The 13,633-nt window shown below is 41.0% G+C and carries 9 protein-coding genes; 3 read left to right on the top strand and 6 right to left on the bottom strand.

Annotation, left to right across the window (positions count from 1 at the left end; translation table 11 throughout):
* Positions 1-431 precede the first annotated feature (431 nt).
* Both HF312_04880 and HF312_04875 read left to right on the top strand, forming a co-directional pair.
* Positions 432-1,592 (top strand): TIGR03118 family protein, encoded by a 1,161-nt coding sequence (locus HF312_04880; protein ID MCU7519528.1) that lies wholly within the window; start codon positions 432-434, stop codon positions 1,590-1,592.
* 197 nt (positions 1,593-1,789) lie between these two features.
* Positions 1,790-2,320: a hypothetical protein gene (locus tag HF312_04875; GenBank protein ID MCU7519527.1), complete on the top strand. Its 531-nt coding sequence runs from the start codon at positions 1,790-1,792 to the stop codon at positions 2,318-2,320.
* Positions 2,321-2,517: 197 nt separating this feature from the next.
* Here the strand turns inward: HF312_04875 and HF312_04870 are convergent, their stop codons facing one another.
* Together HF312_04870 and HF312_04865 are read right to left on the bottom strand one after the other, a co-directional pair.
* On the bottom strand, positions 2,518-3,897 hold the full coding sequence (locus HF312_04870; protein MCU7519526.1) for a hypothetical protein: 1,380 nt from the start codon (positions 3,895-3,897) through the stop codon (positions 2,518-2,520).
* 46 nt (positions 3,898-3,943) lie between these two features.
* Positions 3,944-4,420, bottom strand: a complete 477-nt coding sequence (locus tag HF312_04865; GenBank protein MCU7519525.1) for a hypothetical protein — start codon at positions 4,418-4,420, stop codon at positions 3,944-3,946.
* A 284-nt stretch (positions 4,421-4,704) separates the two neighbouring features.
* Here HF312_04865 and HF312_04860 point away from each other — a divergent pair, with 284 nt between their 5' ends.
* Positions 4,705-6,774, top strand: coding sequence for a T9SS type A sorting domain-containing protein (locus HF312_04860; GenBank protein ID MCU7519524.1), 2,070 nt, complete (start codon positions 4,705-4,707; stop codon positions 6,772-6,774).
* Between the two features lie 128 nt (positions 6,775-6,902).
* Here the strand turns inward: HF312_04860 and HF312_04855 are convergent, their stop codons facing one another.
* From HF312_04855 to HF312_04840, 4 genes are all read right to left on the bottom strand, one after another.
* Positions 6,903-8,648: a HAMP domain-containing protein gene (locus HF312_04855; GenBank protein MCU7519523.1), complete on the bottom strand. Its 1,746-nt coding sequence runs from the start codon at positions 8,646-8,648 to the stop codon at positions 6,903-6,905.
* A gap of 35 nt (positions 8,649-8,683) precedes the next feature.
* Positions 8,684-9,769 (bottom strand): response regulator, encoded by a 1,086-nt coding sequence (locus HF312_04850; GenBank protein MCU7519522.1) that lies wholly within the window; start codon positions 9,767-9,769, stop codon positions 8,684-8,686.
* Between the two features lie 115 nt (positions 9,770-9,884).
* Positions 9,885-10,643, bottom strand: coding sequence for a response regulator transcription factor (locus tag HF312_04845; protein ID MCU7519521.1), 759 nt, complete (start codon positions 10,641-10,643; stop codon positions 9,885-9,887).
* Positions 10,643-13,396, bottom strand: a complete 2,754-nt coding sequence (locus HF312_04840) for a PAS domain S-box protein (protein ID MCU7519520.1) — start codon at positions 13,394-13,396, stop codon at positions 10,643-10,645. The genes HF312_04845 and HF312_04840 overlap by 1 nt, the downstream gene beginning before the upstream one ends.
* Between the last annotated feature and the right edge of the window lie 237 nt (positions 13,397-13,633).

Below are 13,633 nucleotides of genomic sequence, written 5' to 3'. Positions count from 1 at the left end.
GAAAGCAAATCAGGCATGATAATCCCTATGAACTCTTCACTTTTTCTCTTCGGACACACTCCTGCAGTAAGATACCGTGTATCATTTATTTATCCATGTATGTTTTAGTGGGTTGATTCAAGAAACTTCGTTGCATAAGGTAAATTCAATGCTCCTGTAGTAGAGTGGCCCGGGTATAACTTGGAATTGCTTATCCGGGAAATTCTAAAATGGGATCAACTTTCTAAAATTGTCTGGTTTGATCCGATGCATTTTCATCTATTATAAGGATCAGGCAGAGATTAAATTAAACAGCATCATATTTATTGTTTGTTCTTTAGAACTATTCATACTAAAGCCATTAAACGATTCCAAAATTCTAAAAGTTAGTCTGCTGGTCAATGGTCCGGATAATCAGGAGCAGTAATATTTATCCTAATAAAGGAGGTATTATGCTTAGTAAAATATATTTAAGTATCCTTGCAATAGCGGGATTTCTGCTGGTGATTATTTCCGGATGCTCTGACAAGGCTCCTTCGGTTTTACCTGTTGGCCCGGATCAGTCCGGCAGCACTCAGTTGAACAAGTCAGGCAGTGAGAAAAATCTTTATCAACAGATTAATCTGGTTTCAGATACAGCCGGATTTTCAACTTCCAGGCGTGATCCAAATCTGCAGAACGCTTGGGGATTAGCTCTAAGCCCATCGGGCAGATTCTGGATATCTGCAAATGGAACAGGATTAGGTCTGGCTTATGACGCTATGGGCAATCAGGCCATTAGTCCCGTTACAATACCCACGGTAAATAATGCGCCGGGCGGAAAACCTTCAGGTGCCGTATTTAACTTCACAAATTACTTCATGATTCCAAAGACAAATACGCGGGCAAGACTGATATTTGCCGGTGAAGACGGCATTATATCTGTATGGGAACCCAGCCTGGGAACTAATGCCGTAGTTGCAGCTGACCAATCCGGCCAGTCGGCAGTTTATAAGGGGATAGATATTGCCATACATAATGGGCGCCCCTTTTTATATGCCGCCAACTTTAAGCAGGCACGAATAGATGTCTTCGATTCTGATTTTAAGCTGGTTTCCAATATGTCATTTGCCGATAACGACATTCCGGCAGGATTTGCTCCATTTAATATCAAACGCTTATATGGCCGCATTTTTGTAACATATGCCAAACAAAAAGGCCCGGATAATGAGGATGATCAGAAAGGGCCGGGTAACGGGTTTATAGACGTCTTCACCACAGGAGGCAAATTAATTAAGCGTTTTGCTTCCAACGGCCCCCTTAATTCGCCATGGGGCATAACCCTTGCCCCTGATAATTTCCATGGGAAAGCGGCCACAATACTCATCGGAAACTTCGGCGACGGAAGCGTTAACATGTTCGATATCAGCGGAAAATTCCTCGGCCCGCTTATGGATACGCAAGGTAAACCAATTGCAATTGACGGACTATGGGCAATAAAAACTATAGATGACGGTGTATTTGACGGCCAGCATAATATGACCGGAGACCTGGATAGAATTTATTTTACCGCAGGTCCTGACGATGAAAGTCACGGACTGTTTGGCTACCTGCAAAATACGTGCAAAAAATAAAACAGAAGTATTTTCCTGATGACCCATATAATTTTATGCAGGCGTTTGCCCTGGTAAACGTCTGCATAGAAAGTGCAATATAATGAACCCGGGCATCCAGAAATTCTGGGAATTTGTGTTTCCCATTGAAGCGGAGTTTTGTTATTTTATTGCAGTTTAGATTACATTTTTAATTTAACCCTGTCCGGAGATATCAAATGATAAAAATAATCGCAGTTGCACTACTCTCTTTATCTTTTTCCTGTTTTGCTCAGAAAGCGGACCAGGACAGCATTTGGCAGAAATTAAAATTCCTATCTGGGAACTGGGAAGGCAAAGGCGGCGGCGAACCGGGGCAGGGGATTTATGAGCGCAGTTATAATTTTATACTCAACAATAAATTTATCGAAGTCAGAAATAAATCGGCCTTTCCCCCTTCGGCTGAAAATCCAAAGGGAGAGATTCATGAAGATATCGGTTATATCAGCTATGATAAGCTTAGAAAGACATTTGTACTAAGGCAGTTCCATATTGAAGGATTTGTAAACCAATATGTACTTGAGAGTATGTCGCCGGATGGAAAAATAATTATTTTCATCTCCGAAGCAATTGAAAACATCCAACCGGGGTGGCGAGCAAAAGAAACATACAAAATAAATAGTGATAATGAATTCACGGAAACCTTTGAATTAGCCCCTCCAAATAAAGATTTTGAAGCATATTCAACAGTTATACTTAAAAGGAAATAATGGTTATTTTGTGACCAGTCAATAAAACCGATGTAAGTTCACTTTGGAATATGAATCATTCAATATGGAAGATGACGCCATTTAATGACAGCTGGTCAGGCAGAGCTTATTTCTCTCACAGGATGGTGTTGCAATTGATGGCGTCTAAACATTCATTTATACCATTTGCGCCTCATTTATGTTTGGTGAATTAGTAATTATTCCCCAATATGCTTTTCAAGTATGAAGAAATACAACGCAAAGCAAAGGATTGTTATACTGATGGATAAAACTACAAACCAGTTAAATAAAGGCTCCGGATAAAATGATACACTGCTGCTGAGGGGCTCCGGATTATTGATTTCCCATGGTCCTTTGAGGGCATAGGGAAAGAAAGCCGACCATTCAGAAAATCTTATGAGGCTCTTCATTAAATGCAGCGAGGAAGTAATAATTACTGCCCGGAGGGCAAAAGACCTCCACGAATGAATGATGCTCTTTAGCACCCCTATGCTCTTAAGGAATAGCCCCGTAAGCGTCCACAGAAATAAAGGGAAAATGAAAAGTGCCCACAGGCCTTCAATCCATCCGGAATACCCCTTTAAATTAAAATAGTTCAGAAAATACTGCGGAACTGCCATAAAGATCTTATCGGTTAGATCCCACTCCTCACAAATTTCACTAAGGACAAAGCCGCTGTCCATCATTATAAAGAATGTTAATGCCCAGGACACACTTTTCTGCCGCTGGTCTTTTTTACTAAAGGGCAGCCTTAGTAGCAGTTGCATGTTGCCGGATGTACAGGATTTCAAACACCGTCCGCACAGCAGGCAGTCTTTATTGCTTTTTAATTGGGGCGGATAGATGTTTACCGGGCAGCCGCCGTCTGACTTAAATATACTTCGGTTCCCGGTGGGCCTCATACAGTTTTTAGTTCTGCACTCTTCGCATTTCTCGCCGGAACTGGCCCTTACAGCCAGCATGCTTCCCCTGCTATAAGCATTTAATGTCATTGCAATCGGGCAGAACCCCTTGCAGAATGAGCCGCTCTTAAAAATTAAACCTATAACCATGGAAAAGGCGATCAGAGAAAAGAGGAATAAAGCCGTGTAAGCAGGAACATAATGCAGTCCTGTACCCGCTGCAAGCAGTTGGATTGCAGCATATAAGCTTACGATAATATAGCCGGATTTAACAGGCCTGTTTATTGATAGTTTTTTTATTTTCAGGAGCTGTCCTATCTTTGCTCCTATCCTGCTCATCATCTCAAGGGGACAGATCATGCACCAGAGGCGTCCTAGTATAACAACTATCCATATCATCATGGGCCACCAGATGCCCCAGATAACCAGGCATACTATATTCGATTTTGCAAAAAGCTCCTGATCCAGGCCTTCCGGTGTATAAACACCCCAGCCCATAATGATAAACCCGAACAGAACCAGCAAAATAAATGTCTGAATTGAGCATGGGAATGCTTTCCAGAAGAGCAGCTTCTTAATAAAAGGTACGTCCAGAAGATTGAAGTTCTTTTCTTTGCTGCTGATTTTACCTTTCTCTGCTACTTTATATTGCAGCTTATCAATTTCTGTAAACATAATTTCTTAGGATAAACTTTTATCGTGTCTTTGGTATAATTATTTGTCACTGGAGGAGTATCTTGCCGTTTTTATATTTTTTTGCCACTTCCATCATGTAGCTCCATGCCGTCTCCTCTGCCGGAGAAGAAGCGGGGCGGTGTGCAATGGCATTTGAGTGCTGATCGAAGTAGGTTTCCGCCAGCTCACGGTTGATCATTCCCTTCTCCAGGTAATCTCCGGAAAGTTTAATTATTGTTAAACTGTCTGTCATATTTATTTCGGCACGGAGCCTTAAGGCTATTTTATCCAGCTTAAAGGTCCCATAGTCTTTATTCATTATTTCAGTAGTAATAACCATGAGTGCTTCTTCCGAGTCTTCCAGGTCGTATCCCGATACGTTAAGTATTCGCCCCATAGTTCTGAAAGCCGCCACATCATCATCTTTCGTAATAATGCAAATTGTTTTTGCAGTGTCAGGGCTCTCCGGGAATGAATCGAAAGCAAGTAAAAGCAACACACAGCAGGTAAGCAAATATTTCATAAAAATTCCCATATAAAAGGTCAATGTTCTGTAAAATTTGTGTTATCCGGATCAAACCTTTTTCTGCAGTAAGCCTGATATAATAAAAATAAAAGTTGGAAAGTAAATGTACATAGCATATATGAATTCCATGATAACTTGTGCGAAACGTCATGACTTGTAAAAAAATGTTTGAATTTTTAGTCATTAGATTATAATATTATTATATGTGGATAGGTATGAGAAGCACAAAACGCAAGCCATGACTAAAAACAGATTGTATGAATAAATTCTCCGGGGCCCCCATGAAAAAATCAGATACTAATGTCTCAAAAATATCTTATCTCTTGCTAATAATTTTATTTTCAGTTTTCTTCAGCCAGAAGTTGTTTTCCCAGCCCTCGAGCTGGAAACCTGCTTATAATGAGAATGGGTATCCTACCCCCTGCTCAGTTACACAGGGTGAGACGGTCAATCTTCACATTTCCACAACCTATACTCCCTACACTGTTAAAGTTTATAAACTTGGAGTATCTGAAAAGCTGGTTGCAACTTACAATAATATTGAAGGCGGACACAGAGGACTGCCCGAAAGGCCATGGGAAACAGGCTGCAGGTGGCCCGTAAGCCTGAGCATAAATACGGAAGGATGGGAATCAGGAGCATATGCGGCAAGATTCCCTCTGGAAACAGGTCCGGGCCAATCAACATTACTGTTTTTTGTAAAGGAGAAAAATCCCGGCACGCATAGCGACGTACTGGTTGTAATACCTTTCTTTAACTGGGTAGCCTATAATACTTACGGCGGGAAGAACGTTTATCCTGAAAATTCTACGAACGGGCAAATGGGTGCCCGCGTCTCCTTTAACCGTCCCCTATTCAGCGGAGGGTATGCTGAGTTCAGGGCATATCCTTATAAAATGATTAAATGGCTTGAAGCAAATTCAATCAGGTACGAAGTAGCGACCGAGATGGACGTTCATAAGTATCCGGATCTTTTGGGCCACTATAATATTGTTATCCAGCCGGGACATGCTGAATACTGGTCACGCGATCAGAGACGTAATGTGGAAAATTATATTAATAATGGAGGAAAGTACTTAAGCCTCTCCGGCAATACATGCTGGTGGCAGATAAGAATTGAGGACAACGACAGCACACTGGTCTGCTATAAATACCCACAGACAGACCCTCTATATGGGAAGGTGGATTCTCTGATGACCGTCAACTGGTTCGATAAGCCGCTGAACCTTCCTGAAAACCTGTTCTTAGGAGCCAGCTTCCGACAGGCCGGTTATGTGGATGATATTAATCACAAGGACTTCACTCATGCTCAGGGCTACGGCGGATTTTCGGCTCACAATACACAGCACTGGCTTTTTAAGAATACAGGACTGAAAGACGGTCAGACATTCGGGCGTGATCCGAAAGACTCTTTGGCCAGTGTTGTCGGCTATGAGACTGACGGGGCTCTGTTCCGTTGGGACAACGGGCTTCCGAAACCCCTGGGCTCAGACGGCACCCCTAAGAATTTCAGAATACTTGGCATTTCTCCCTGCGTTGGCCAGGGAGATACAATTGAGGGCAGGCATACTACTATGGGCTTATATACAAATAAAAAAGGTGGCGCTGTTTTCAATTCCTCATCAATTTATTGGGTATATGGCCTGCCCAAAGACAGTATTGTCCAAAGAATTACAATGAACATTCTGCAGAGGTTCTGGAGCAACAGTTTTCCACCGGATATTACAGGATGGAGCCCTTACAAGCTTGTAACCGATACTGCAAACTTTGAGGTAATCCAGATTAATAAAAGAGAAGTTGATACTGCCTGGGTGGGTAAAGAAATGCAATTCAGCCTCAAGGCCGAAGATCCATACGGCGAAAAAGTAAAATATTTATGGTACGTAGACAAAAAGTTAATGAGTACAGATTCTGTTTTTAAGTTTACCCCGGCTAAAGCTGATACAGGAAAGAAAATAATTACGGCATATGCGTATAACTCAAAAGATTCTTCTTCTATAAGCTGGGATGTAAAAGTCTACCCCGATACAGCTACATCAGCCGTTGAGCCGGCGAACACAATAGTATACAAATACGATCTTGAGCAAAATTATCCCAATCCCTTCAATCCCACAACTAATATCAAGTATTCACTTGCAAAGGAAAGCAATGTAAAAGTAACTATTTACAACACTATTGGCCAGATTATATCTGTCCTGGTGGACAAGGCTGAAAAAGCAGGCAAATACAGTGTCTTGTGGGAGACCAACGGACGCATTTCATCTGGAATTTACTTCTATTCTGTTGAAGCCCGTTCATTAGACGGGAAGCAGAATTTCAGGGCGGCAAAGAAAATGATCCTTTTGAAATAGTGCCATTTGTCTTTTCACAGGAACCTGACAGATATGATCGTATTAAAAAGAAAGCCCGATACCAAAAAATATCGGGCTTTCTTCATATTAATACCAGCATCTGTTCAAAACCTTAAGAGGCATATTCTTTATGCTGATTGCCTTACAAGCCTTCCGCTTCCTCTAAAGGCCAGTTTGTGCGAATTACTTCTATTATCATTTTCTATCAATTTAAATTCCGATACAAGGTCCTGCAGATTTACTGTCAGACGGTTTAAGTCCTCTGCGGCACGTGCTATCTGCTCTGTTCCTGCGGCAGACTGCTGGGTGACACTGGAAATTCCTTCAATATTCTTCGATATCTGCTCTGCCGTACTTGCCTGCTCTTCGCTTGCAGAAGCCACCTGGGAAACTATATCTGAAACTTTCTGAATTACTTCAAGTATATGATTCAATGACTGTGAAACAGCCTCTGTCAGCATCATCCCTTCCTGAACAGCCTTTCCTGCTTCATTCATAGAATTATCGGCTTCGTTCGCCTCAGATTGAATCTGGCTGATTGTCTCTGCAATTTCTTTGGTTGCTTTTGTGGTGCGCTCGGCAAGTTTTCTTACCTCGTCTGCCACAACAGCAAAGCCGCGTCCCTGCTCGCCTGCACGGGCGGCCTCAATTGCGGCATTAAGTGCAAGCAGGTTTGTCTGATCTGCTATGTCATCAATCACCTGTGTAATTTCACCTATCTGATTAGTCTTTTTTGTAAGCGAGGTAATTTTTTCACCGGTAGACTTTGTGGATTCGACAATCTTTAACATTCCTTTCTTTGTATCTTCAACCTTTTTCTGTCCTGCCGAAGCACTTTCACTTGCCAGCCTGGAGTTCTCCGCGGCCTTTGCTGCATACTGACTGCTCTCAAAGATAGTTTTTGTCATTTGCTCAACAGCACTTACAATCTCATTTGTCTGCTGGCTTTGTTCCTGCGCACCTGCGGCCATTTCTTCGGACGATGAGGATATTTCAGTTGCGGCGCTTGCCGTTGCCTGAACAGCAAGATTCACTTCATTCAATGTAGTGTTAAGGCCGTCGATCATTTTATTTACATTTGCCCCTAGTAAATACAAATCGCTCTTTTCATCTAATTTAATTGAACTTGTAAGGTCGCTTTGTGCTACTGAGTTAATTACTTCGGCAATCGGTCCAATCTGTTCATTCAGATATTGCTTTTGTCTGTCTAATAGTTCACGCAAATCCTCAAAGAATCCATAAACTGCAACAACCTCATTTTTACTGTTATGCACAGGACCGGTTTGTATTAAAACGGGGAATTCTTCTCCTTTGTGATCTTTCAAAGTTACACGGTCCCCTTTCAGATAATCTCCTTTGAAAGCTTTTCTTGACAGCCCATCCTGTAGAAAAACATCTTTCACTTTCATTTTTTTAATAATTTCTTCCGGTGTTTTATTAAACTTCATTAATCTGCAGGCAGCTTCGTTTATTGACAGTATGTTTGTATCTTTATCGGAAATAAAGAATGCTGAATTAATTCCGAACTGAAAACTTTGCGAAATAGCTATTTCGTCTTTAATATGCACCAGCAGCTTCTCTATCGAACGGCCCAGTACTCCCAGTTCATCATTCGTGTGAGTATTTATCTTAATGTCGTAATTTCCAACAGAGGCCTCCATTGCAGAACGGCTTAGCTTTTCTATCGGTTTGATAAGGAAAATGTTGATGAATATTCCTGAAATCACTGCGAGCAATATATTTGTTGTTGCAACTACTGTAATGTCCATTGCAGACATTGCCAGATCCTTAAATATTATCCTGCTAATTATATTAAACAGAATGGCAGTACCAAGAATTATCAATCCGAGTTTTGAGTGTAAATGCTTAAACATTTTAGACCTCTTGAGCAGAATTATTGAGAAAACGGTTAATTACTTACCAGCGGTAACGATACTTTTATATCTGTATACTTTTTGTACTCGTTGTCAATCTCAAGCTTGCCGTCAAATATTTCCAGGATATTTTTGACCAGTGAAAATCCGACGCCTAGTCCGGCGGTTGTAAAATTCTCCCTTTCAAACTGATCAAATGCACAATGCTTCTTTATGTCCTGTTTTGTAAACCCGCAGCCCTGGTTTGCAATATTGAACTTGTATATATCATCTGTAACTTCTGTGGAAATTGCCACTGTTGAGCCTTCGGGTGAATATTTAAGCGCATTCTCGACCAATTCACTGATCATTACCTCCAGGTATGAATCAGTAATCCTTAAGCAGGAATCCTCAATATTGACCAGTATATCCCGGGTTCTTGAAAACCTGGCTGCAATTTCATAGACAGTTTCAGGTATTATCGCCCCGGCGTCGGCTCTGCCGCTTTCCCGGAGGCCCTGGATCTTCTTTTTGTCGTTAGCAATGCACAATGTTTCAATAAGCAGCAGTAGTTTATTTACCAGCCTCAGCATTCTGTTGCCGGAAACCTGTATTTTTGCGCATGCCTCTTCAATTTCTTCTTTTGAGAGTCCGGAATGATATTCTTTCAGATATTGCGAATATCCCAGGATAGGGGTTAAGGGTGTTCTGAGCTCATGGCTGAAATTCATTGCGATCTGATCTCTGAATTTATTAAGCCCACTGATAAGTAAAGCATTCTTCTCCAGGTTTATCCTTACGGCTTCCAGAAGATCCTTTGCTTTGAAGGGTTTAACGATATAATCATCCGCGCCTTTATTCATACCTTCACGTATGTCAGTCAGGTCAGCTCTTGTAGAAATAAAGATAAGAGGGATCATAGGGTAAAGGGCTTTCTCTTTGAGCTTTTCAAGCAGTTCAAAGCCATTCACCAGAGGAATCTGGGCCTCGGATAAAACCAGATCAGGCAGTTCACTTTCAATCAGATGCAGTGCTTCTAAGCCGTTTTCTGCTTCAAGCACAAAGTAGCCGCTGCTTTCAAGTAAAGCCCTTATATTTTTTCTTAAGGAATGATCGCCTTCTGCAATAAGTACCCGGACCATATAATTCCCCAACTATTACTTCAATAATCGGGGTTTTATATGAGTCAACACAGATCAATTCATTAGGGGGAACAGTTTATTAATAAGCGGGACAAATATTATAATAAGCGGGCCATTAAATTGACAGATGCCCTTTCAGCTTTGCTGCGAACCTTTTACTTACAATAAATGTCTTTTCGGTTTCCTTAAGATATACTTTTAAGGAGCGCTGAAACCAGGGTTCAATTTTATCTAAATACTTCACGTTGATGACGGTGGAGCGATGGATCCTTATGAACACCTCTTCAGGCAGTACTGCCTGCCACTGCTTTAATAATTTACTGGCAACTATCTTTCTGCCTTTTGTTAAATGAACCGTGGAACATTCGCCGAAAGCCTCTACACAGATAATCTCTTTTTTATTTATAAGCTCAATTTTGCCGTTAAGTCTGAGCATTACTGTGTCATTTGACTCTTTGCCCGGGGCAGAATGTTTGATTGCGGCCTTCAGCTGCTGTTTAATGTAGTTTTTGTGCTTTTGCAGCCTGACTTTTACTGCTTCCAGCAGGTCTGAGGCCTTGACAGGCTTGGTAAGATAGTCATCTGCACCCAGCTGCATTCCGGTCCTAAGATTTTCCATCTCTGCTTTTGCTGAAAGAAAAATAAACGGGATACTAAGGTTTTTTTCACTGTTTATTATTTCGAGCACCTGGTAGCCGTCAATTCCGGGCATCATTATATCGGAAATTATGAGATCGGGACTTTTTTCATGCACCATCTTTATTCCCTCGAGGCCGTTAGCAGCTTGGTAAACTTTATACCCATTCTCTGTCAGCAGTATTTTAAGATTATTGCTGAGAGCCTGTTCATCTTCTATTAATAATATTTTTTCCATTATTTATTTTCAGTTTTCCCCTGATAATCAATTACAGGTAATATCACCCTGAATGTTGTTCCTTCGTCCACATTGCTCCTGCAGAATATTTCACCCCCATGCAGTGCAACCGACTTCTTTACAATTGAAAGCCCTAATCCTGTTCCCGGCAGATTGCCGGCATTTTCAGCTCTGTAAAACGGCTCAAACAGATTAATCATATCCTTTGCAGGAATGCCGATGCCCTGATCACTTACCTCAATTGCCAGAAAGCCTTCTTCCCTTTCCACTGTCAGCCTTATTTCCCCTTTCTTCAATGTATATTTTACCGCATTGCCAAGCAGATTACTCAGGATATACTTCAATAGTTTTCTATCTATATAGAAGTCCTCTTCGCTCATCTTATAATCGAGCGCAAAACTGTGATATTCATTAGCTAGAGATTTTGCTTCATTAAAGGCAGTTAAACATAACTGGTGAAGGTTGCATAATGAGGGCTGAAATTCTACTTTTCCGGCTTCAGCCCGGCTGACAGTCAGGACATCATTCAGTAATTCTATCATCTGCCGGATCTGATCCTGAATAATTGCAAGCTGTTCATTATATTTTTCTTTAGGCCATTTTCTCCCGAACATGTCCAGCAGGTCGGTTGAACTCTGAATGGTTGCCAGCGGGGTCCGGAATTGATGGGAAGCCGTAGAAATGAACCTGGACTTTAAATCATTAAGCTCTTTTTCTTTCTCCAATGTTTTGAGCAGTTCAACTTCATTTTTCTTCCTGTCAGTTATATCAAATATTGCGGTGATAATTCCGCCAGGCTGGTCATTCTTCCTTTTATATAAAGATCTGTAGATTATAACATTTCTGGTCTCGCCATTTGCCAGTATGACATTCGATTCAAGTTTCTGAAATGTCCTCTCATTCAGCAATTTTGCGTCAGCCGGATGGAAGTCATTGTCATTCCCGGAAATTAAGGAACTGCCGCCGGACAACGATTCTATCAGTTCCTTCTTTTGTATTCCAAAAAATTCTTCCGCTATATAGTTGCAGTTGGTATATCTGTTATTAACATCCTGTATGAGAATCGGGATTGGAATAGTATCCAGCAGTGTTTTGAAGAATATTATCAGATCAGTTATTTCATTGTCAGCTTTTTCAACTTTCCCGATCTGCTCTGACAGGCTTTTATTTAATTCACTCAGTTTGTTATTTCTTTGCTCTATCTGTCCTTCAAGCAGCTGTTTATATTCCACCAGTTCACTTTCCACACGCTTTCTTTCAGTTACATCACGGATCATGAAGAGAAGCGCTTTTTCATCCGCATATTCCATTAATGTGATAGATATAGATACTGCTTTAAGGCTTCCGTCTTTTGTCTTAAATTCGGTTTCTAAATTGCTGATAGTTTCATTGGATAAGAGCCGCTCAACCATCTTTTCCCTTTCGCGGGGTCTCACCCATAATTTTAACTGAAGTGTGGTCTTACCAAGGAGTTCTTCCTTGCTGTAACCCGTAAGGCGGCAAAAACTTTCGTTGGTATCAATTATCATCCCGTCACTTAACCTGGAGATATTTATTGAATCAGGATTTCCAAAAAAAGCGCCTGTCAGCCTTTTATGGAAATCCTGAAGACTCTTTTCCACCTTCTTCCGTTCTGTTATTTCCTGTTCCAGCTTCTCATTTACGCCGGCTAATTCCATTGTCCTCTTTTCAACGCTGACTTCCAGACCATCTTTTATTTTCCTCAGCTCAGATTCGGCATTTTCCCTGCTTTTAATTTCATTTTCCAGAATCTGTTTCTGTTTGTAAAACTCCTCCATCAATAAAGCAAGTTCACCAAATTCATCCTTTCTTTTCTTAAGCTTATCCAGAAACCCCATCGCCCCTGTTCTCAAGCCCCCTGAAATAGCACTCAACGGCTGATTAACAGTATAATACAGAAATACTGAAATGCACAAAAGCATTACAAAAGTAAAGATGATCATACTGATATACTGAATATAGGCCCAGATAAACACTTTTTTGAAAATTGGATATTCTTTCCTTGCTTTAATAACTGCGACGGTTTTTTTATCCCAGCCGGGCAGTTTTTTCGAATTTTCAATGGATAAGTAATCTTTTCTTCCCTTTTCTTTTTGGGTGCTGGCGGCATCCCCGATGGTCAAAGAATCGGAAATCAAGGCCGATATCTCCTGCAGCTGTTTTTGCGACCAAAGCCGCCCGGCAAAAAGGTAGCCCTGGGGCTGAGACTTCCTTGATAAATCCTCTGTAGGCTGAACCGGATTACCGCAGATCTCCAGTATTCCGTATGGAGTTTTTGTATAAAAGTGACAGAAAGGATTAGCCTTAATAAATTCCCTGAATTTTCTGTCATGAACAGGCAGGATTTCACTCAGGGTACCTTTAAGGGTGTTTTTAGAATATTTCAGCTGAAAATTAGTGTCATATAACCAGAAGGCCTGTATGTTAAACGTGGGGAAAGCTGCGTCAATATTAATTTCGGCCCACTTATCCTGATGTTTTTTCATAAACACCATCATCTCATCCCACCTGGAATAGTCGTCAGTAAAGGTGTAAAGCCCTTCGCCAAGTTTCCTGACTGAATTTTCCAGCAGGGCGGCATGCTCATTTTCTTCATCCCTTATGAGCATTTTGACCTTTTCAGTTTCAGAATCCTTCAGAATATTAAGGGCAATAATGAAAAGTGCTGCAAGGGAAAGAAGTAAAATTATTACTTTTTTATGAATTGTACTTTTTATGTTAAATTCCAACATTTGAGATACATTTTATTGCCTAAAGGCATTAAAAAATGGGTCTAGCTGGAGAAATGGTTCACTTTCTGGCCAGATAAGCTGGGAAGATATGTCCGGACGTGATTGGGGAAATGATCAAAAAAGCACTCAGAGTAAAAATAGCATTTATGCTTAAGCCGGCTGGCTAATCTTCAACCTCCAAAAATTCAGGGCTCTACAGGAATCAACAATATCAGAATATATGGACCTAATTTCACC

It is taken from the genome of Ignavibacteria bacterium (assembly GCA_025612375.1).
In the GTDB taxonomy this organism is placed as follows: Bacteria; Bacteroidota; Ignavibacteria; order Ignavibacteriales; family SURF-24; genus JAAXKN01.
The sequence above is the reverse complement of the archived record's forward strand: the minus strand, read 5'-3'. Positions and strand labels throughout refer to the sequence as shown.